Raw genomic sequence first — 23398 nt, 5'->3', positions numbered from 1 at the left:
GTTCACATCATGCGTTTGGTCGCTTTCGAATGGGATGCCAAAGAGTTTCGTGTCGCGCTGGCGCGGCAGAAGGGAAAGAGCGCCATCATTGATGAAGCATTCGCGATTCCTTTCCTCACACGCGAACAGCCCATCACGCCGACAGAAATCGGCACCCTGCTCGGCAAAGAACTGCAACAACGCGGCATCCCCAAGGGTGATGCCCTGATTGCCGTCGGCCGCGCCAATCTCGAACTTCGTTTTCTCAATACCCCGCCGGCTCCCGTTGATGAATTGCCCGACCTGGTTCGCTTTCAAGCGATGCGGCAGTTCACCACGCTCGGCGATGATTGGCCGCTCGATTATTCGCCCCTCGGCAACACCGCTGATGGCGGCGCAAGTGTTCTCGCCACCGCCGTCTCGCCCGAAATCGTTGCCCAGATTCGCGGCGTGTGTGTGGCCGCCGGCCTCACCGCTTCGCACCTCGTTCTGCGTCCCTTTGCAGCTGCTTCTTTGCTGCGGGCCTCGACCCAGGATGAACGCTGCCGTTTAACGGTTGACATGCTGGGCGAAGATGCCGACCTGGCAGTGCTAATCGGCCCGAACGTCGTCTATCCACGTACCGTTCGCTTGCCCAGCAGCGAAGCTCCTCCGGAGGTTCGCAGCCGAGCACTGCTGGGGGAAGTTCGCCGCACCATTGTCGCCGCCCAGAATCAACTCGGTGGTCGTCGCGTGGAAGAGATCATTGTGTTCGGCGACGAGCGCAAGTTCCTGGAGATGCAAGCGTCCTGGAAGACCGAACTGCAGATGGACGTGAAGGTCGTCGACCCCTTCTCGGCCGTCGAAGTAGCCGAGTCCCTGCAACGTGCCCGTCCCTCGGTTCCAGGCGCGTTCGCTCCGCTGCTCGGCCTACTTGCTGATGAAGCCGCTGGCCGTGCGCATACGATTGACTTTCTTAATCCACGCAAGCGGCCACCAGCGGTCAATCACAACCGTATCTACCAAATTGCTGGTGGTGTTTTAGCTGCCGGGTTTTTGCTGCTGTGCATGCTGGGTTGGTGGAATCTGGCGTCAATGGATTCTCAGATCTCAAAACTCAACAAGCAGAAGCGTGATCAAAAGAAACTGATCGAGCAGGGCAGCCCCGCACTGAAGCGAGCGGCCGAGCTTGATAAGTTTGCTGCCGCCGATGTGAACTGGCTCGATGAACTCGAGCGATTGTCGCAGCGATTTCCGACGGCGGAACAAGCTCGTGTCGAAGATTTGCTGGCGCTTTCGAAGGCGAACACAGGGGGCGGCAATCTCGTGGTGCAAGGCGTCGCTGCCGAACCAGAAACCATCAGCGAGATGGAAGCTGCCCTGCGTGACAAAGACCGCACCGTGAATGGCAGCGGCAGCAAGGAAGATCCCAAAGGTGGCCCTCTTCCCTGGCGTTATCGCGAAGAGGTAGTCGTGCATGGGCCCGATGGCCCCCCGGTTCCTAAGGGCGCCAATATCCGTCGGCCCGTTCGCACCGGCAGTGCAGGAGGTGCGAAATGAGTGAACGCGAACGTCTCTTGGCCATTGTGGTTGGCGCTTGTGCCGCCGTGATTGCCGTTTGGATGGGCTGGGGTTTTTATGCAGGGATGGTGAAATATCGGCGCGATAACATAAGCGCGCTGAGCAAAGAAGTTGCCGATCAGACGGCGCAGATTCGTACCATCACCAAAGCCACCAAGAAACTCAACGAGTACGAAGCCCGTTCGTTGCCACCCGATACCGCTTTGGCTCGCTCGCTCTATCAGAGTTGGCTGCTCAACAAGTTGCAGGATGCCGGTCTGCGAGATCAGCTCGTCAGCCCCAACGGTCAACGTCCGCAGGAGAAGAACTTCGTTCAGCAAACCTTCACCGTCAATGGCAAAGGGCGCTACGAGCAAATAGTGAAATTGCTGCACGACTTATACAGCGTCGATATGCTCCACCGTGTCTCGCGCGTCAGCTTGAAGCCGGTAAAAGACTCGAAGGAGCTGGACCTGCAACTTACGCTCGACGCGCTCTCGCTGTACAGCGCGGCTCCCACAACCAAGCTAAATGAGACGCCTGCCAAACGGCTGAAGTTGCCAACCTTGCTGGAGTATCAGAATTCGATCGTCGGGCGGAACATCTTTGCTCCGCCGAACAAGCTGCCGCAGGTCAGCGGCCTCGGTCGTCAACGTGGTACCACCAATCGCTCGTTCGAACTGTCAGCGAAAGCTAGCGATCCGGATCCGCTCGATAAGGTTCTCTTCGAATTGGTGAAATCGCCCATCAAAGACGCCAAGCTCAATGCCGATGGCAAGTTCTCCTTCACGCCGCGCAAAGCCGGCGAATACGAATTTGAAATCGCAGTGCGAGATGACAATTTCCCGCCTCGCCCCAAGACCGAAAAGTTGATTGTGACCGTCACTGATCCCCTGCCCGAGAAGAAGCCCGATCCGCCACCGCCGGTCGATCCCGACGCTGAACCCAAACTTGCCTTTGACCATGCTAAGCACACGGTCCTGAGTGCTGTCATCTCCGTTGGTGCCGAAGGGGAGATTTGGCTGTACGTTCGACCCACGGCTCAATTGCTGAAGTTGCACAAGGATGAACCCTTTGAGATAGGTTCAATTCGCGGAACTGTCCGCCAGATTCTCGACGATGAATTCGTCTACGAATCGGCCAACAAAAAGACCAAGGGAAAGATGCTGCGAGTCGCAAAGGGAGAAATCCTCGAGCAGGCTGCGGTGACCGCGGTCAGCACTTCGAGCGAGCTTTCGGCCCCAGTTTCCGAAGATGATTCAGCACCGCAAAACAAACTCGACGCTAGCGAAGCAACACCAGCGCCAGCAGGCGAACCCAAACTGCTCGAGCCTTCGCAAGCTGAGTAAGCTGGGAAACTACCGAGCCGCTGAGAAACGGCCTAAAGCGTGCTGGCACGACTATCACCAGACCGCTGATTAGTTCGTTAACGTATTGTCCAGCAAGGGTTTGATGAGGGTGACCAAGATTCTCATTTTCGGCAACATAGGTTCACGGCCCTGGTAAGATTTGCCGATTATTCCGTGTACGCAGACTGTTCCGGCAGAATGCGCGCATTTGGTTCGGATTGCGAAACCACACGGAAGTGCTCCCCCCATGGCTGCTTCACACTCTACGGCACTTGACTCGCGCCGCTGGCTGTTGCCGACGTTCTGGCGTCGGCAGGCATTTGCGTGGCTCTGTTCTGCTGCTGCGATCTCCGCTGCGGGCCAATCGGCCTGGGCCCAAGGCGATGCCGTCACGACGATCAAAGCCTATCCCGTCGCGGCAGCCGATTTGCAAACGGTAGCGGCAGACATCAAGAACTCGCTGGCTGCTCGCGCCGAAGTGCGCATCGTCGTCGACACCCGGGCCAATCAGTTGCTCGTTGTTGGTCCAGCCGATGTGCATCAGTCCATTGCCGATCGCTTGAGCGGAAAAGCTGCTGCGCCGGCGGCCGATCTCAACTCGCACACGCTAAAGAACGTCTCGTGGAAAGACTTCGAAGGTCAGCTTCGCCGCGTGGGCTTTGTGCCCGATACTGCCGGCACCAACAGCAGCCTGGCCCGCTATCGTCTGAAGCTGGCGACTGGCGAAGAAGCCAAGGTCTCGATCGCGCGGAATGATGGCACGGTTCAACTCGAAGCGTCGAAGCTCGTCGCCCCAGCCCTGCGCAAGCTGACGATTTCGCTCGATCGCCCGGCAGCTCGCGCGGGAGAAACATCGCAGCTGGTCGCCTTCGATCGGGCGGAACCGGCCTCTGTCCATAAGCTCCTCAATTGGATGCAATCGGCAACTCGGCCCACGAGCCCCGCCTCCGGCCAGCATCAACACATCGGCGAGTTCGTCTCGCTGCTGTTTCAGCCTGGCCAAGAACCGGGCCCCGCGCCTGCTGCTCCAGCAGCACCGGGAGAAGCTCCAGCTGGCGACGGCCTGCCGGAAGGTGGCCTGGGCGACTTCGGACGCATTGGCAACGTGCGGATCGATTACATCGAAGGTCTCGATGTGATGATTCTTACCGGTCGCAAATCGGACGTCGAAAAAGTCATGCGTTTGATCGAGCAGATCGAAACGCAAAGCTTGCAGACCAAGCCTGAGGTCGAAATATTCCACCTGCGGCATGTCGATGGGCGAGCGCTCAACGACGTGATCACGCAAATCTACGACCAGGTCTTCAGTGCTCGCGGTGGCCGAGTGACCATTGTGCCGCTCATCAAGCCAAATGCATTGCTCTTGATCGGCCGCAAGGAAAACCTGCCGGCGCTCAAGGAGTTGATTGAACAGCTCGACAAGCCCGTCGCGCCGGATACCCAGCTGCGGGTCTTCCCGCTCAAACGCATTCCTGCTGCGACTGCCGAAACAACCATTGAATCCTTCTTCACTCCCACCACTGCACAAGGCGGCGGTGGTGCGCAAGTGGGCGGTCTGAGCCCACGAGTGAATATCGTTTCCGATGCTCGTACGAACAGCCTGATTGTGCAGGCCGCGCCCCGCGATCTGGAAGAAGTAGCCAAGCTAGTCGATTCGCTCGATGCCGAGAAGTCGGGCGTGACCGATGAAGTGCGGATCTTCAAACTGCGCAACTCCCTTGCCGATGAACTGGTGCCCGTGCTCGAAGCGGCCATCAGCGGCGATGGCGGCACGACCGGCACCCAAACGCCGCAACCTGGTGCCCAGCAAGGAGCGAACACGCAACAATCGGGAGGTTCGGGCGGTCGTCCCTCCGGCAGCTTGCAGCTGTTACAGGTCGATGGCAAGGGAATGATCCAGAGCGGGATTCTTGCGGATATGAAGTTGACGAGCGACCCGCGCGGTAACTCGATCATCGTCACGGGTCCGCCGCAGAACATGGCTCTGATCGAAGCCCTTATTCGTCAACTGGATGAACTGCCGGCGACCGAAGCCCAGATCAAGGTATTCACCATCGTCAACGGCGATGCTACTCAGCTTGCAGAGCTCTTGCGTCAATTGTTCGGCCAAACCACCACGGCTGGTGGTGGTGGCAATCAGGGTTTGCAAGCTTTGCTGCAATCGGCGACCGGTGGTGGCGATAGCGCCTTGGTGCCACTGCGGTTCTCGGTCGACGTGCGTACGAACAGCATCGTCGCCTCGGGTTCGACTGGAGACTTGAACGTCGTTTACAAGGTGCTGGTGCGACTCGACGAAGGCAATATTCGCGAGCGCATCACCACGGTGTATCGCTTGCGAAATGCTCCAGCGTTGGAAGTAGCGAACTCGCTCACCACGTTGCGTCAGCAGCAGCAACAGTTGCAGCAGATTGCTCCGAACCTCAACAGTGCCCCGCAAACGCTCGAACGTGAAGTGATCGTGGTGCCCGAGCAGGTGAGTAATAGCCTGATCGTGTCGGCGACTCCGCGATACTTCGACGAGATTCGTCGCGTGGTCGAAGAACTCGATCGCCGGCCGAACATGGTTATCATCCAGGTGCTGCTCGCGGAAGTGAGCCTCAACGATCTCAACGAGTTTGGCGTCGAGCTTGGTCTGCAAGACTCTCTGCTGTTCGATCGAGGTCTCGCGGGCGTAGGTGCTGCCGGTTTGGGCCGCGTCGGCTTTCCTTTCAATCAAACGACTCTAGGCAACGACAATACCCCAGCCTCGCTGGCAACTCGCGAAAACGTGGCCGGCCAGGCTCTCTCGAACCTGTCCGTCGGTCGTACGAACGCGACGGCCGGTTTCGGCGGCTTGGTGCTGTCGGCCGGTAATGAATCGGTGAACGTGCTGATCCGTGCCTTGCAACAATCACAGCGGATGCAAGTCCTCAGCCGTCCGCAGGTGCAAACACTCGACAATCAACCCGCCTACGTGCAGGTTGGTCAACAGGTGCCGTACATCACCAGTTCGAACCAGACGCAGTTCGGTATTCAGAACCAGACGACCTTTCAGGACGTCGGTGTGATTCTCGGTGTAACGCCGCGAACCAGCCCCGACGGCATGATTGTGATGGAAATCGATGCCGTGAAGTCGGACCTTGGTCCAGAGGCGGAGGGCATCGCCATCTCGGTGAGTGCCGACGGCACCGCGATTCGCCAGCCCATCATCAACGTCACACGTGCTCAAACTACCGTGAGTGCCCGCAGCGGCCAAACGGTGATCCTGGGTGGTCTGATCACGAAGAATCAAAGCGAAACGACTCGCCGGGTTCCTTACCTGGGCGATATCCCGGTGCTTGGTCGCTTGTTCCGCTTCGACTCGGTCGACGTTCAGCGAACCGAACTGCTGATTATCATGACTCCCTATGTGATGCGGACCGACGAACACGTCGCCTGGCTTAACATGCGGGAATCGGAGCGGATGCACTGGTGCTTGGCCGACGTAGCAAACGTGCATGGTCAGGCCCAACACTTCACTTCATCCGCCGATAGCGGCATCAGCACGCCGGTCATCTTCCCGGACGAAACTCCCGCTCCCGAAGGCTTAATCGCGCCGGAGAACCTGCCGCCACAAGGTGGAACCCAGCCGTTCAACTTCGATCGTGCTCCGGGTTCACCGGGGAATTTGCAGCCGCTGCCGAACGTAAGTCCAGGTTCGATTCCGCCCGGCGAAGTGCAACCATTCCAATTGCCGACGCCTACCGCGACGCCAGATGTTTCGAGCCGCCGAAACTCCCAGGAGCCAACCCCGGCTCGAGGTTCGCCGCCACAGGTTTCACAGCAGTTCGGAGCCCAACCGTTGCATCAGCCGGCCGGCACCTACGCGAACTTGCAACCGCTCGTCCCGCTGCAAGCTCTGCCGCCAGTGCCGCCAGTGCCGCAAGGCCCGCCGCAGTTCCTGCCAGCGGGGCAACAGGCTGCGTTGCCACCGGGTGCGCAGCCACCACAACCAGGTCCCTACGGTCCGCAGCAAGGACCACCGGTTCAACAGGCTCAATGGCAACAAGCCCAACAGCAGGCCCAGTTCCAGCACACACAACAACAGGCCCAGCTTCAACCGGCGCAGTATGCTCAACCCGCGCCGTTCCAGCAGGGACCTTACCAACAACAACCGCAGTACCAACAGCCGCCCTATCAACAGGCTCCGGCCAATCAGCATGGGCAGGTAGCGCCGGCTGGCTATGCACCGCAAGGTCCGAACCCGAACTACACACCGCTGGCTCGCTGAGCAAGCTAGTCACCCTGGTTTTGCAGTCCACCGCAGTCGACTCACGGATGAGTACCATGAACTTCACCCTTCGCAGCTTGCCGCTTCTCGTTCTGTTGCTGGCCACCACGGGTTGCCAAACCTTCAGCAAGGATTGGTCGGTCAGCAAGCTTTGGAATCCGGATACGAAGGAAATGAAGTCGCAGTTTCAGACACCATCGCGCATGGTAGCGCTGTGGTCGCCCGCCATGTACAACAGCCCGGGCAAGTCCAACACGCGCGGCTTCGGCGGGCGACTCTATTTTTACAATCACAAGGACGAACCGATTCCCGTCGAGGGGCAATTGGTCGTTTATGCCTACAACGATTCGACCCAGCGAGTCGATGGCCGCAAGCCCGATCGCAAGTTCGTCTTCACGAGCGAACAGCTGAGTAAGCACTTCAGCCCGGCAGAACTTGGCGCGTCGTACAGCGTGTGGATTCCGTGGGATGCTGTCGGCGGTCAACAACTCGAAATCAGCCTGTTGCCGGTGTTCACGGCCAGCAGCGGCCAAGTGATCCTGGGGGAACAGTCGCGCAACGTGCTGCCTGGCACTACTTCGCAAACAGCGACTTCCCAGACCCAACAATCGCAAGTTCAGCCGATCATCATCGACCACCGCGTGGCCCCGGCCAGCTTTCAATCGCCGACTGACAACGGTCTGACACAGCCCCGTGTGAACGGCGAATTGGCCGAGCAAAGTTTCTACACTCACGCCACGCAGCCACCGCCGCAAGAGAACATTCGCACCACGTCGATTCAGCTGACGCGAGGAATCGCGGAGCGGTTGGGGCAGGAGCGCCGACAAGAAGGGGCTCAACCCGGCACGAATCATACGCCCGTATCGTCGCCAGCAGCTGGAGCATCGACCAGCATGATTCCCGCGCCAATCCCAGGTACGACGCCCACGCTGGGAAACTTGCAGGCCCAGGCAGCCTCGCCGTTTAACGTTCCAACGGGCGACTCACGATCTTGGGGGCCGACCGTTCAGCGGTCCCAGGCGTCGCACTCTCATTCGACGATTGGCCAATCACCAACTCGTTACGCACCAGGCTCACTTCCGGCTCCAGTGAAAGCAAATCTTCCACCAGCTTCCGGTCAGCAGCAGTCGCCACCTGGCCACGCAGCACCAGGGTATCTCCCTCCATCACCGTCTCAATATTCCCCCGCCCCTTCAGCGCCGGCAGGTTGGCAAACCGGGACTGCAGGCGGGTACTAACTACCGTCGTTGTGGTCGGGGCAACATCGAAGCCGACCGAGAAGGCCGTACGCAGGGTCGTTTTGCCCTTCTGCTGAGTTTGGTTCTGATTGCGGTTCTGCTGCTGCGACTGGCGGAAGGCCTGCATCATCATTTGATTGCCCATGCCGCCGCCGAGGCCACCCATCCCACCGGCCATGCCGCCAGCGCCACCTGCTTGGGCGCTGTACGAATTCGAAGCCTCGCCCGAATCTGCGCCAACAAACGCACCATTGCGATTGCCGCGAATGAACCGTTCACCGCCGCCGACCGTGGCGGCACCTGTGGCTGTTCCCGCACCGCTGCCAATGCCCGACGCGCTCGTGTTGCCGAGCGGGCTATTCGACGCTCCGGTAGAACGTCCCGTTCGATTGCTGCTGGTGCTGCCACCGAGTGTGCGGCTGCCAAAGGCGCTAGTGCCGGTTGTACCACTGCTGTACTGAGCGGACGCCGTAGCTTGGGCCAGCAACAGGGCGGCAGCAGAACAGCCTGCGAAGACGATTTGCGACCAGCGAATTCGGACTTGCATGAGAATCTCCGTCAGCGTTCGGCGGTCGAGCCGGCAGTGCTCGCACCAGGGGCCATCGTCAGTCATCGGCAGCGCAGGTGTAGCCGGAAGTCGCCACCTGAGCAACTCTTCCGATTTCCACCCATTATCTTGCTTGTTTTGCGGCCTGACAAGACTTTAACGCCGGCTGGCGGGAAAAGGGTCGATGATTCCCAGAGATTCTGCGATGGATCGGTTGCTTCGGTGGCAAAGCAATCCGCTCGAGTTATCAATTTGGAGCGTGTTATCAGCCATGGCATGGAACGTGCTCTTGTTAAGTCGACGCGAGCATTTTGCTTCGCTGAACGACACCACCGATTTTGAGGCGCTGCCATGCTCAGTCTGATCCTGCTAATTCTACTTATTATGCTTTTGCTCGGTTCCTTTCCTGCTTGGCCGCACAGTCGCAGCTGGGGATACGGACCCAGCGGTGGTTTGGGGCTCGTGCTGGTGATCGTGCTCATCCTGGTGCTGTTGCGAGTTATTTAACAGGACTTGGCCGCCTGGAATTGAAACCGGTTCTGAGCCTCTTGTCTCAAAACCGGTGTCTCAGAACTCAGAACTTCCGCCCTTACATCGTAGGTCCGAAGCGTTCGTCGGTGCCGTTGCCGGGGACTTGGAAGTCGGGGGGCGAGAGGGCGGTGGGGCCTTGGTCGGCGACGTCGGCGGCTTCCCAACAGAAGTCGTCGTCGCCGAGCTTACCGTAGACATCGTCGTCGACACCGTCGTGCGTGATGGTGGCCAGGCCGGTGCGAAGGTTTGAAGTGCCCCAGATGTTGAGGAGCGCGAGGAGCGCGGCGTCGTTATCTGTGGCATTCGAATACGTGGCCGCGCTGAACGGTCCAACACTGGCGACCGAAGTCCACGTGCTGTGTTCGTTGGCGACGCTGCCCGTGATGAGCAGGTCGTTGCCGAACTCGCCGCTCATGTTGTCTTCGCCGGTGCCGCCGATCAGCACATCGTTGCCGCTGCCGCCGTTGAGAATGTCGTTGCCCGCTTCGCCAATCAGCAAGTCGTTGCCGAGATAACCGGCCAGCTGATCGTTGCCCGCACCGCCATACACACGATCGTCGCCGTTGCCGCCGTCGGCGATGTCATCGCCGAAGCCGCCGTGCAGATAGTCGTTGCTGTCGAAGCCGCCGAGCCGATCGTTACCGCCGCCGCCATAGATCACGTCGTTGCCGGTGCCGCCACTCAGTGTGTCGTTGCCACCCACGGGCGAATCCTGCGGTGGGACCACGTCGGTCGATGCCGGAGCGTTATCGCCCCACAACACATTGTCGCCGTTGCCGCCGTTCACGCTGTCGTTATCGAGACCGCCGACGAGCCAGTCGTTGTTGGTCGCACCATAGAGCAGATCGTTGCCACCTTCGCCGTAGAACTCCGCCGAGACCGTGAGGTTGGCTTGCGTGACATAGTCCGCCCCGTCACCGGCGTAGACGATCGTCTTGTTGCTCACGTTGTAGTCGCCGAACGTGCTGTTGATCCGCAGCCGCACGCGGTGAGGCTGTGCCACCGTGTTGTTGCGGCTGAACTGAATCAAGTCATTCGCACTGGTCGTGCGGGCGAACAAGTCGCCAATTTGCACGTTGGTGAGCTTGCCTTGATCGACGAGATTCAGGTCTTCGATTTCGCTCCACGCGACCGGCTGACCCGCGCTATTGAGCACGCCCGATGAACCAGCGGCCACAACCACGGGCGCGGTATTCGGGATGGAAGTGATATCGAGATTGAGTGTGTCGCCAATGATGTCGCCGACCGGAGCGGGGAGTGGATTCGTGGGAATGCCGCCGTTGATCGTGATCGCGGTGGTCGTGCTCGGACGAATGAGTTGCGTCGTCGGCGAGACCACAAGGCCAACGTTCATCGCGCCGGTGCCGACGAGTCCCGCCGGTGTTTCGCCGAACGTATCGAGGCCGGCATCGCCGAACAGCGAGACCGAAGTGACTCCGCTGGGCGTGCCACTTGGCAGCGGCGAGGTGCCACCGATTTGATCGGAGGTGAACACGCGGAACTGATCGTTGCCGCCGCTACCGCGCAGAATCACCGCATCGAGATCGTGCGGAGTTGTCGTCGGTGTGAACTGCGAGTTGATATTGTCCGCGTCGCTCGTGCCGGTGTAATCGAGGTTGTCGATATTGCGGAACGTCACGCCGCTGGCGTTGAGACCGGTGAGGACGTAGTCCGGATCGGTTCCGTTCAATGCATTGAGCGCGACAGTGTCACCCGTGAGGTCTCCGCTGTCGTTGATCTCCAGGCGATCGACGGCGAACGTCATATCACCGCCACTGCCATCGACAATCACCGGACCGGCGATGAAGTCAACCGTGGGAGCCGCATCGAACAGTTGGAACAAGTCGCCGCCGAGACCGCCACGCAGTGCCACCACGCCCGTGTTACCGCTGGTGCTCTGCACTCGCAGCGTATCGACCGCGCCGTCATCGGCGAACAGGCCTTGGCCGTGCAAGTTGATCGTCGGATCGTTGTTCTGGCCACTGCCGAGACTGAGAAGGTTCAGCGAATCAGCACCCGCGAGAGCATTCACATTGAGCGTCGTAAAATTGTCACCGCTGAAGTCGAACGGCGTGTAACCAACGCCCATGCTCACGCGGGTGTCGGCGAGATTCGCGGCGATGCTCAGCGCATCGGCCACGTCGCTACCGAGCACGGTGAGCGCGCCCGGAGTCGCGCCCGCGCCGGTGCGCTGCACGAGTTCGACATTTGCAAAGTACGTTTGCAGATCGACCGCATTGCTCGTGCTCAGCACTTCGCCCGTGTAGCTCGGCATGCTGCCACTGTTCGTACCGAAGGCATACGTTTGCGACGCGCTCGGTCCCGTGAGGGCGAAGATGAGCGTATCGTCGTTGCCGCCGCCGTCGAAGAAGAACTCGGCCTGGCCGGCAAGGTTCGTGTTGTCGCCCGCTCCCGGTGCGAGTCCGCTGAAGTTCACGAGCCCGCCGACATCATTGATGGTGAGGAAGTCGCGATCGTTGCTGCCGAGGTACGTGAACGACAGAATCGTCGCGAAATCGCCCTGAAACACGATGCCCACGTCGTTGTCATCGGGCGCGATCGCATCACCGGTCCGCGACAGCACGAAGTCCGCTCCGCTGCGCGACAGCGTCAGATGATCGTCGACGTTCGTGTTGCCGAACGGCGTGTTGTTCGCATCGAGTGCCAGGTGATACGGAGCATTCGCGTTCACATCCTCGATGCTCACGTACGCCACCTGTCGCAGCGGCGCGTCAAACGTCCACATCCCCGCGCCGATACCACCAAGCGTTAGCAGCGGATTCACCGCCGCGCTGATGTCCAAATTCAACGTATCACCCGGCGACGTTCCCGTCGGCAAGTTGCCGTTGATGAAGAACTCCGTCGTCCCTTGCGGCGCGAGATTAAACGTATCGTAGTCGTCATTGCCGTTCAGATACGTGCCACCCGCCGGTGCCAGCGGCGTCGTAATCACCGCGGCATTCGCAATCGTGAGCGTGCCACCCGTCGTGGCATCGGTACCTGCCGGCAGTTCCGCATCACCGACATCCACACCAATCACTACTTGCAGCGCCGCACTCACGTTGCCGTTAATGCTTGCATCGTCACCCGCATTCAAGAACACATTCGCCGTCGTCGACTGCACCGTCACGCCAGCATTGATCGTCAGATCATCATCCAGCGTCGGTGCATCGTTGTCGTCAATCGTACTAAGGGTCACGTTGCCGCTTGAGGCTGTGACATTTTCGCTGACGATCAGACTGCCAGTAGTGCTAACCCCGACATTGCCAGTTGCTGCACTCACACCTACCACGGCGGTCAGGCCGCCGAGGGTCAGGTTGCCTGTGTTTGCGATGGACACGCCACCACTGCCGGTGACGGCTTCAAGGTTTGAAACGACGGTTTCGATCGCGTCGCCCGAGCCAATGCCCGCGCCAGCTTGCAGTACGAGATTGCCGGCGGTGAGGGGAGCGAGATTGTCGCCATCGATAATGGCTCCCGCGTTCGCGTTGACCGTGATTCGGCCACCTGCGACTCCAGCGGTCGTGCCCGCGCTGATGCCACGCAAGGTGGCATTGCCTGTGCCGGTCGCGGTGTTCACCGTGATCGTCACCGCGGTAGCAGTGTCGTTGAGCGTGGAGATCGACGAACCGGCATTCATCAGCAGGCTCTCGGCTCCAACGCCGTCTTGGTTGGCGAGGATCGAGACAATGCCCGTCGCACCCGAACCAGTGGTGCTCAGCAGATTGTTCAGCGTGACTGCCTGCTGCGCGTTGAAGGCAACATTGCCGGTAATTGTCGTCGCTGCGGCAGCGGCTTGCGTGATTGAGCCACCAGTGATCGACAGGTCGCCGACATCTGCGACATTGGTCACCAGGTTAATCGCACCGTTGAGGGCCACATTGCCGAACGTGCCGCCGGCGGGTGCGGAGGCGTTGATCGTCAAATCGTTAATCCCAAAGCCACCGGCTGCGTTCACCACAGCAAGGGTAACATCGCCACCGACAGAGCCCGTTCCGATGTTCGAAGTATTGATCGTCAGGTCGCGAATGGCACCGGTTGACGATACGGCCGAAGTGCCGAAGCTGACCGTACTGGCACCGACGCCAGCGGTGTCTCCTTGCTCGACATCGATCACAATGTCGGTCGCCAGGAGAATACTTCCGCCACCAGTAATGGCCAGCGATGCGCCATCGGCCACGTTCGCATCCAGCGCGATATTGCCACCCAACGTCACAGTACCAGCAACACCGCCAGCTCCGGGAGTTGTAACAATCGACAAGTCATTCAGGTATTGACCACCCGTGTTGGTCGTGAGCGGCAAAATCACATTGCCACCGGCCCCTGCGGCCAAGCCGGTTGAGGTATTGATGGTCAGGTCTCTGCCAGCTGCGCCAGCAATCATCCGGACAACACCAGACAAGTCGACGAATCCGCCAGCGGCATTGTTGCCTTGCTCGGTATCGATGAGCAGGCCATTAGTTGCCGTCGAGTTGACATTCAAGATGCCGACAATCGTCAGGCTGGGAAGATCGGCACCATTATTGTCGAGCAGGAAGTTCTGGAAGTTGCCCGTACCGTTGCCACCGTTGAAGACCGTCGACCCCGTGGTTGTTCCACCGGTAGTTACCAACAAAACGTCGTTCAGGCCCGAGCTGTTGACGCCCGGAATGGTGATGTTGCCGCCGGTCGTAGGAGCCGAAGTATCAACGGTGAGATCGAATGGACCGCCAGCTGCCGAATTGAAGGAGTTACTAAAGGTAACACTGCCAGCAGTTCCTGTGGCACCTTGAGCAGTATCAATCGTGACGTTGGTTGCCAGCTGTGCGACGGTGTTCGTGAAGGTGACGTTTCCACCGTCAACGCTCACATTGCCATTAAAGGTCGCGGTTGATGCGCCAACTGCTGCTGTGCTGCCCGTAAAAGTGAGAACACGTAGATAGTTGTTCGCGCCCGAGTTGTTATCAACCACGCCGAGGACCATGTTGCCCACGGCTCCGCCAGCGGCAGTTGCACTATTGGCGTTTAGCACGAGTGTCACACCGGTGTTCACCGCCCAAACATTCGCAGATCCCCACGCGATGCTGTTCGCGCTGTTGCCGGCACCACTGTTATTACCATTGGCTCCACTATCGGTGATGATCGAAATTGTTCCGTTCGCAGCACCGCCAATCGCTACATCACCGTTGCCGGCGATGGTGAAAGCTGCACCATCGTTTCCATTTTCGTTCAACGTGATGTTGCCGCCGATGGTTGTCGTGCCAGCCGTTCCGCCCGCGCCTGCAGTCGTTGTAATGGTCAGGTCATTGACATGTTGCGTGCCCGCGTTGCCAGCAACACCCAGTTGAACCGCACCACCGCTGAGAGCAGCACCGGTCGACGAAGTGTTGATGGCCAGGTCGCGACCAAGGGCGTTGGCCGAGAGAGCCGAAGTGCCGAAGGTGACGTTGCCGCCGGTGCTGTTGTTGCCAGCTTCGGTATCGAGCGTGACGGAGTTCGTCAGGATGACGTTGGTGGCTGCGAAAGTGATCGCCGCACTATCGGTGCTCAGGTTGTTGCCCAAGTTGACCGTGGTGCCGGTGAGCGAAATCGAACCGGTTGCTACTGCCGTGGTGTTGATCGAACCGTTGAGATTGATCGTTTCGGCGGTGAGGGCGACTACGCCCGTGGAAGTGCCAGAGCCCAAGGTGAGGGTGGCGTTGTTGGTGATGACATCGGTGCCACCTTGGCCATTGATCGACAGGGCCGCGGCAAAGCCAGCGGGGACGGTCGAGACAATGACGGTGTCGTTGCCATCGTTGTCGCCGATGATGTTCAAGGCGACCGTTGGGGTGACGAAGGTGAGATCTTCCGCGCCGACATCGAAGTCGGCGAGCATCATGCCGCCACCAGCATCGGTGATGGTGGTCGTAATCGGACCGGCGAAGCCATCGAGAGCGACGTTGTCGATATCAATGGTCACTGTGCCAGCCAGCGAAGTGATCACCGCTGGTTCGAGACCGCTGAAGTTGATCACCGCTGCAGGACCAGCGAAAGTAAGCGTGCCAGCGCCCACGCCGGTGACATCGTATTCCAGGCTAGTGAACGGAGTACCGCCGACATTACCCGAGACGTTGATTACGTCGCCAGGACCGGTTGTCGGTGTGCCGCCCACCACATTCAGGCCACCAGCGGGGACGGGGTTGCCCGTCGCGAAGCTGACATTGAAGGTATCGTTGCCGGCAAGTCCATCGATGCTCAGCGAGGTCGGTGCACCCGAGTAGATGAGATTTCCGCCGAGCAACACTTCGGTGTTCGCGCCGTTGGCTCGCACGAGGAAGATGTCGGAGCCGGGAGTTCCTTGCAGGGCCGGAGTGGTGAGATCGACCGCGCGGACGACCACGTCGTTGCCGTCACCGCCTTGATACGTGATTTGATAGTTCGTGCCGCCGCTGGCAAAGACTTCGCCTTCGTACAGCGGATCACCAGCCAACTGGAAGGTGCCGGTCACTTGGCCCGGGCTGGTCTTGTTGATGATGGTGAATGAGCTGACGTTCAACGTCGGTACGAAGGCACCGATCAACGACAGGCTGATTCCCGCACTACCGAGATCAACCGCGCCCGCCGCAGTCACCTGGTCGTAGAAGGTCGCGCCGTCGCCAGGCGTCGCTCCGCCCAACTGAGCAGCGAACGTCGATCCGCCTACCAGAATCAGACTGTTGTTCAGCAGCAACGTACCGGCCAAGGCACCTTGTGCACCAGCATCAACCACGCCCGTACTGGCCGTGGTGACCGTGCCGTTGATCGTTCCCGTACCACCGAGCGTGCCGTTGGTGTTGACCGTGATGGCGCTAGCGATATCCGTCGAGCCATCAACGACCAGCTTGCCTGCATTGACGGCCACTGCACCCGTGTTGGTGTTCACACCGCCAAGGGTGAGAGCGCCAAAACCGTCCTTTGCATAGTTACCCGTGCCCGTGACCAAAGCAGCCGATTGGAAAATGAGGTTGCGGCCAGCGTCTGAGTTGAAGGAATGTGCTCCCGCGCCGTTGACGTTCACATTGACGTCGACGTTGGTCGCGTTGCTACCGACGACATTCTGAATGGTGCCGGCGTTGAAGGTGTAGGTGAATGCGCCGGTGCCCTTGTCCAAGGTGATGAACCGGAGCGTGCCACCGTTCTGATTAAGATTTGCGGTGCCCGCTGTGTTGGAAACGGTACCAGCGACCGTCATCGCACCGCCGTTCAAGTTCAGCGTTCCAACCGTTCCACTGTTCGCCCCATTGCCCAACCCAAGGCTTGTGGCGGCAACGGTGCCTGCATCCATCGTCAGCGTACCGCTGCCGGATCCAGCGCCACTCGCATGAGCACCGACAATAAGGCTGCTCAACTGAGCATTGAATGTGCCGCCAGCCAGGTTAACCGTGCTTGTCGTGACTGTGCCCGTACCAGCGGCGCTGTTATTGCCAATCGCCAAGCTAGAGAGGGTGGAACCACCAGCAGTGCCACGCAGCAAAAGGGTTCCGCCCGGTCCGCTGAATTGCATTGCCGCATTCGATTTTTGTTGGCCGATGGCGACGGTATCAGCGTTGATCGTCGTGTTGCCAGCGCCAAGGTTCAGCGTGCTGGTTACGGCCGTGTTGCCTGTACCAGAGGAGTCACCGAGCAGGATTGCCGACGCGGTAATGGTATTAACGCTTGCTGCGGATGTAGGCAGCAACAGCGTGCCGACGGTGCCCGCAGTGCCGGCGCCCGAATAAGTTCCCAACCGAAGATTCGTGACGTTAATGTTGGCCGAAGTAGCATTCGCGAGGTTCAGCGTACCAATACCAATTCCCGTTCCGCTGCGACCAATGTCCAGATCGCCCGTTCCCGCGCCGATAGTCACAGCGCCGCCATTAACATTCAAAGCAGCGGTGACAGAACCAGCAGCAACTGCAACATTCACGGTATCTGTCGCGAATCCGCTTGCGACATTGTTCGTACCGCTGGTGACGATATAGGTCGTTGTTCCCGCGTCGATGACGCCGCCAGCAATGTTGACCGTGCTGCCAGCGCCGGTTTGGCTGTAATTGCCCGTGCCGCCGCCGAAGCCGAGCGTGACGTTACCGGTGCCGAGATTAACCGTTCCTGTGGAAGCAACATTCAGGTTTGCCGTGTTGCCCGTGCTGCCGACGGTAATGCCCGAGGTGTTGGCCAGGTTCGCGCCGGTGTTGAGCGTGAGTCCGCCATTGTTGAGGGTGGTCGAACCGGAGTAAGTGCTGGCGTTGGAAACGGTCAGCGTGCCAGTTCCTTCTTTCACCAGAGCCAACGTACCGGCGGTGTTGCGAATGACACCAGCATAGGTTGTGGAAGCATTATTGTTGCCCACGGTGAAGATCGGCGTGCCACTCATGCCATCGACGATGGCGGTGGTGGCTACGGCGGTCAGGCCGTTGATTGCTTCGTTAAAGCCATTGAGGTTCAAGCGGCCTTCGTTGATAACATTGCCGAAGCCGGCACCTTCCGGAATCTGATTCGCGGCGGCGAGGTTCAGCGTTCCCTTGCTACCAGTGATCGTCGTTGTACCGAGATAGTTGTTGGGATTGACAAGGGAGAGGTTATTCAGGGTGACTGCGATGGCCGTACCGGCGTTGTCGATAACAAAGCCGTTCGCACCGGTGACCTGGCCATCCATGCGAATGGCACCTGTGGCACCGGTCGAGATAATTGCATTGGCAAGGTTGGCGGTGATCTTGCCGGTTAGGACATTGCCGAGACTATCGACGCGAATGCCCTTGAAGTCATTTCCGGCAGCCGTGTTAAAGATGATCTCATTGTGAATGGTGAGATTGGGAACACCACCGATGTAGATACCAGCACGGTCAGTAGCTGCCTGACCAATGATGATCGGCCCCCGCCCAAACGGACTGCTGACAATTGCTCCAGCAGTACCAATTGTCGATACGAGACCATTCACCCACAGCCGAGTGCCGCCGACCGCGTTATGCAAAAGCGTTAATCCGCCGGAGAAGGTGTTCCCCGCTGTAAGCGGGAAGAGCAATGTTGACGGCAGATTATTTGCATAAGCGAATGCGACGGTGCGTGTGGCCCCGTCGCGAATGATCGAATTAATCGTATTCGCCTGGGCGGTAACGGTGAACGTCGACGTTCCAGCACCGGCACTGTTATCAATGATGGTGTTGGTTGTGAGGCTGGACGCTACGTTGCTAACCGTCGCGTTGAAGCCGTTCAAGTCCAGAATACCCGTGCCGGCCATGGTCAGCGGTGCGTTTGGTAACGCTGTCGAGCTTCCCAGCTTGAGCGTACCGCCGTTGATGGCGGTGGTGCCGGTGTAAGTGTTTGTGCCGCTGAGAGTCAGTGCGCCGCCGCCTGTTTTGATGATGCCGAAGGCCCCGCCGGTCACATTGCCGGCGATCGCCGACGCGGCAGTGACGTTGGTCGTGAGGTTGTTGTTGAGCGTGATCGCGCCGGCATTCAGTGATGCGGCAGTGAGCGTTGCGGCAGCGCTGACGGTCACGGGAGCATTGAAGGTTTGATTGCCGGTCGTGGTGATCGCTGCGCCAATCGTGGTGTTCGAGGCGCTCGTGAGTGAGTTCAGCGCGCCGATACCACCGACAATGCCAGTGAGCGTGATGGGGGTCGTCATGCCGGAGAAGTCGAGATCGACACCTCCGTTGATCGTGCCGCTAAAGGTCACGCCAGCCGCGTTGGTCAGCAGGCCCGTCGCATTGCTGAAGGTGGGAGCATTGGTCAGCGTGATAGGACCGCTGATGAGGACGCTGGTCTCGGCTGCATTCGCAGGGACCGTGTCCACGGCAAACTGGAAGTTGATGCCGGGGCGATGGACGTTGATGGGTGCCGAGTAGGCCGTGGCATTTCCTTGAATGACTACCGTACCACCAGCGACTGGTAGCGCATTGATGGCCGATTGAATGTCGGCAAAGGCAGTCACGCCGTATTGCGCGCTCAGCACACCGCCGCCGTCAGCATCCGCTTCCAGCGTGGTGTTGGCCCAGTTGTTGTTCACATACACGGTCGAGGTCGACACGCTGACGTTTTGATCGACCAGGCGTACCGAGGTTGGCGTGTACTGAATCTGGAACTTTTGGCCGCCGATGTAGACAAAGTCGTTGTGATTCAGACCCGCGAATGTCCCCGAAATGACCCCAGCGCCAGTCGTGGTGATGATGTCATAATTCGAAGTGCCCGAGACAAAGGTGCCCAGCAGGCTGCCAGTCAGCGAAGCGCCGGTGAGTGTAATGTTGCCCGTCGACGTCAGCTGATCGTAGGTTGTTCCGGGTGTCGTATCAGCGCCCAGTTGGAAGGCATAGGTCGAGCCAGCAGCAAAGGTAACGGCTGCGGTTGACGAGAGCTTTCCCGTTGCGCCCGCAGCGCCACCGGGGTTTAGTGTGCCGCCCGAGGCAACCGTGATTGCGCCAGCCGTCGAGCCACTACCGCCCAGCGTGCCGGTGGAGTTAACAGTGATGGCACTGGCCGCTGCGGCCGCACCATTGAGCAACAGCAAGCCTCCGTTTACCGTGGTCGCGCCGGTGTAGGTATTCGCACCCGAGAGGATCCAGGTGCCGGTGCCACTCTTGGTGACGTTGGTAGCAACGGTGTTGTTCGGTATGACTCCTTGCAGTTCGCCAGTTCCCGAGGTCGAGCCTGTCAGAATGAGTGTCTTGGCTCCGGTTCCCGAGGCCGTTAATGGCGACGAGAATACCAGAGCGCCTGTCCCTTGATTGGCGATGGTGTTGGTACCGGCAAAACTCAAAATACGATTGCTGGTCTCGCCAGTCCCCGTGTAGATGAGTGAGCCGTTGACCGTGTTCCAGGCGATGGTCGTTCCCTTGCCCAGGTTGCTGGTCGTCGACAACTGGTTGCCGATGTTCGAAACGCTGATACTCGTGCCGTTATTGATCAGCACGCTGGTTCCGGGAAAGTCGTTGCCGGGGTTCGTCAGCATGACGGTACCAGTCGCGCAACACCCTTCAAAGCCATGCTGAGCGGCATTGGTGCCAGTAATCTTGGCGTTGATGACGAGAATCGTTCCAGTGTTCGAGGCATTGTCAGCCAGATTCGAAGACCCGAAGAACGTCACCGTTCCGCCCGTCGCATTGATGACGCCGCCCGTAGTCGAGGCAACACCATTGCCGCCGGTAGCGCCAATCGTCGTATTGCCGCCACCAAAATCAATTGTCGTGAGGCTGTTTACATTGACCGTACTGAAACTGTGATTGTTGGCTCCGCTGAAGGTGAGGTTGCCAGCGCCTGCTTGAGTCAAAGAACCGATCGTTCCGCCACTAATCAAGTTGGGAACGACGATGTCGTTGCTGCGATTGAATTGAATCGCTCCTGCAAACGGGAAGTTTACGGGACCCGTGCCCAAGTTACCCGTCGTGCCGTTATTGCCCACCTGTACCGTCCCGGCGTTGATCGTGGTGCTGCCGGAGTAGCTATTGTTTCCTTCAAGAACCAGGGTGTTGCCGCCGAGTTTGCTCAGGCCAATGCTATTGCCGCCGCTGAGATTGGCGATGGAAGTAAAAAGGTTAAAGCTGTTGGCAGTCGTATCCAGACCCAGGAACGAACCGGGCTTCATGCCGGTCGTCGCAGTACTGGGGCCCATCTGCAGCAGCACAGTGTCGATCAGTGAATTGGAAAACTGCGTCGCGCCGTTGCCTACGGTCAGACCAAGCGCAGCGCCGCTTTCGACGGTGATCTTGCTAGGATTGAAGTTCGCAATCCCGCCCGGCAGAGCATTGGGATTGGTGAAGACGAGCGCGCCTGCGGTTACCTGCGAAGTGCCGGTGTAGGTATTGGCCGCCGACAGACGGGCCATGCCCACGCCGGTCTTGATGATATTAAAGCCGCCGGAAATGATGCCGTTAAAGTTGGGCGTACCGCCGTTGCTACCGCCGCCGCCGGTTTGAATCGTGAGATCGCCGGTGAGCGCAATGGGGCTATCGAGGTTGATCGTGGCGGCCGGATTGTCCTGGTTGACAATCAGCGTACCGGCGGTCGGCAGAGTGGTCGTAGCCGCGGGTAGAGTGAGCGTGCCTTGGCGATTAACAATGTTCGCGCCACTGTTGAGGACGATTGGGTTGGTCGGCGTGAAGGTGATATTCGCGTTGTAGTCGAGCGTAGCCCCGCTGTTCACAGTGTAAGTGCCGGCGCCCGAACTGTTCTGCTGAAATGCGGCTGAAGTACCTTCCAAGAACAAACGGCCGGCGCTAACCGTCACGTTGCCCATGGTGCTGGCCACGGCCGTGTTGTTAGCGAATACCAAGTCACCAGCACCAGTCTTGGTGATGCTTGCACCACCCGTGCCGATGATCGTGCCATTGAGTCGCTGGGTGCCCGCAGGAGCGTTGATCGTCCGCGCACCGTTTACCGTGATGGAGCCAACGGCCGGCAAGGTGACCGTTTGTGGGTCGATGGTGATGCCTGCGATGCCCGTCGCGCCCATCGTGAAATCGGCGTTGATCACGGTCGTATTGTGAATCGTACGCACGTTGCCATCATTGGCTTGTAGCGTACCACCGTTGATGGTCAGTGTCCCGGTACCGACTGGTCCCGAGACAATGGCACCAGCGGTCACGGTGCTGCTGGCATTAAGGCGCAGAGTGCCTGCATTGAGGTTAATGCCACCGGTATTCGCATAGGCGTTGCCCAGGAACAGAGTTCCCAAACCAAGCTTTGTCAGCGTGCCACTGCCCGAAATTTGGCTGGCATCGTCCAATTGATAGGTGACGCCGCTGGAGACATCAACATTGCCACCGCCGGCACCTACCACGAGGCGCTTATCGTTCGCCGTGGCGTTGTTGCCGGGATTGGTGTTGCCCGTGATGAACAGCGTGGCATTGTTCTGGACGGTGACCGTTTTGTTTTCACCAACCGCGGTGCCCCCGAGTCGCTGTTCGTTGTTAATGCTCAGGCGGCTCGCATCGACGACGATGTTGCCCGTGAAAGTATTGGACCCAGACGTAAGAATCGTGCGGCCGGCGCCGTTAATGGTGAGCACGGTATTGGCCGCGGCATTGCCCGGACCGCCAGTGATCGCGCCGGAAATCGTCAGATCGGCGGAGGCATTCGTAAGGTTCAGCGTATTGCCCGTCGCGTTCGCTGCAGGCGCACCGAGGGTGATGCCGCGCGACATCGTGTCGGTCGCACCGGTGTAGAGCAACGTGCCGACGTTGGTGGCATTGCCCAACGTGATCGCGCTGGCTGAATTGCCGAGGCTGCTCGCGCCACCCGTGACCGACAGGTCGGCGGCACTCAGCACGCCCTTGTTAATCGCCGTCGTGCCTGTGTAGGTATTGAGCGCGCTGCCGAGGGTGAATGTGCCGTCGTTGACGGCGACGGAGCTTGCGCCGCCGATCACGGAGTTGATGGCGTTCGAACCCGTCGCGGCGTGGTTGATCGCGCCGAAGGTGTTCGAGACGCCGCTGTTGATGGCAAAGCCCGTGGCAGCGCCCGAGAAGGTCAGGCTGTCGATGCTGATCGCGCTGGCAATCGTGATGGACGAGCCTGCGACCGCACCATCAAAGACTGCCGTTTCGCCGGCGGTGTCTGGAGTTGCGCCAGCGGTACCACCCCAGTTCATGTCGTCGGCCCAGACACCGGCGGCACCGAGGCCGGTCCAGGTGGCCATCAGGCTGCGGTCTTCGAGCGATTCGAAGAGGAACTTGCGACGGAGTTTCAGGTCGCGGAGACGGCGTTGCTCACGGCGGCGCGACGAGTTGAGACCGGGGGCGGGGACGCGGGAGAGGCGACCGTCCATAAGAAACTCCAGATTTATTCAGCAGACGAAGGCGGGACCTGAGGGGATAATAAGCGGGCAAAAACTGGCAAAGCTGAATCTCGTTATTCGGTCGAGATCGTTCTCTTGAAGCGCTCTTCGCTCAAACCTGTTCCGTTTGGCTATGCCGCCCAAGTTACGCCGACTGCGCAAGAAATACCCGTTGGATTGACTATAACGAGGGTCAAGCAAATTGCTAGTCGATTG

Annotated in this window: 7 protein-coding genes; 6 read left to right on the top strand and 1 reads right to left on the bottom strand. The window is 59.4% G+C overall.

The window, feature by feature from the left end:
• The first annotated feature begins 9 nt into the window (after positions 1-9).
• The 6 genes from NA78x_RS00270 (at position 10) to NA78x_RS00245 (ending at position 9408) form a co-directional block, all read left to right on the top strand.
• Positions 10-1518: a hypothetical protein gene (locus tag NA78x_RS00270; protein WP_425616408.1), complete on the top strand. Its 1509-nt coding sequence runs from the start codon at positions 10-12 to the stop codon at positions 1516-1518.
• Positions 1515-2867 (top strand): hypothetical protein, encoded by a 1353-nt coding sequence (locus NA78x_RS00265; protein ID WP_425616407.1) that lies wholly within the window; start codon positions 1515-1517, stop codon positions 2865-2867. Before NA78x_RS00270 ends, NA78x_RS00265 begins: the two co-directional genes overlap by 4 nt.
• Positions 2868-3114: 247 nt before the next feature.
• Positions 3115-7116 (top strand): secretin N-terminal domain-containing protein, encoded by a 4002-nt coding sequence (locus NA78x_RS00260; protein WP_425616406.1) that lies wholly within the window; start codon positions 3115-3117, stop codon positions 7114-7116.
• Between the two features lie 56 nt (positions 7117-7172).
• Entirely contained in the window at positions 7173-8354 is a 1182-nt protein-coding gene (locus tag NA78x_RS00255) for a hypothetical protein (RefSeq protein ID WP_425616405.1), read from the top strand.
• Positions 8355-8620: 266 nt separating this feature from the next.
• Positions 8621-8815 (top strand): hypothetical protein, encoded by a 195-nt coding sequence (locus NA78x_RS00250; protein ID WP_425616404.1) that lies wholly within the window; start codon positions 8621-8623, stop codon positions 8813-8815.
• Positions 8816-9252: 437 nt separating this feature from the next.
• Complete coding sequence (locus tag NA78x_RS00245; RefSeq protein WP_425616403.1) at positions 9253-9408, top strand: DUF3309 family protein; 156 nt, start codon at positions 9253-9255, stop codon at positions 9406-9408.
• A gap of 82 nt (positions 9409-9490) precedes the next feature.
• Here the strand turns inward: NA78x_RS00245 and NA78x_RS00240 are convergent, their stop codons facing one another.
• A complete protein-coding gene (locus tag NA78x_RS00240; protein WP_425616402.1) occupies positions 9491-23173 on the bottom strand; it encodes a beta strand repeat-containing protein in 13683 nt (4560 codons plus the stop codon).
• Positions 23174-23398 lie beyond the last annotated feature (225 nt).

Origin of the sequence: Anatilimnocola aquadivae (genome assembly GCF_049819085.1) — a bacterium.
Taxonomy (GTDB): Bacteria; Planctomycetota; Planctomycetia; order Pirellulales; family Pirellulaceae; genus Anatilimnocola.
This window is presented reverse-complemented; position numbering and strand designations above follow the sequence as displayed.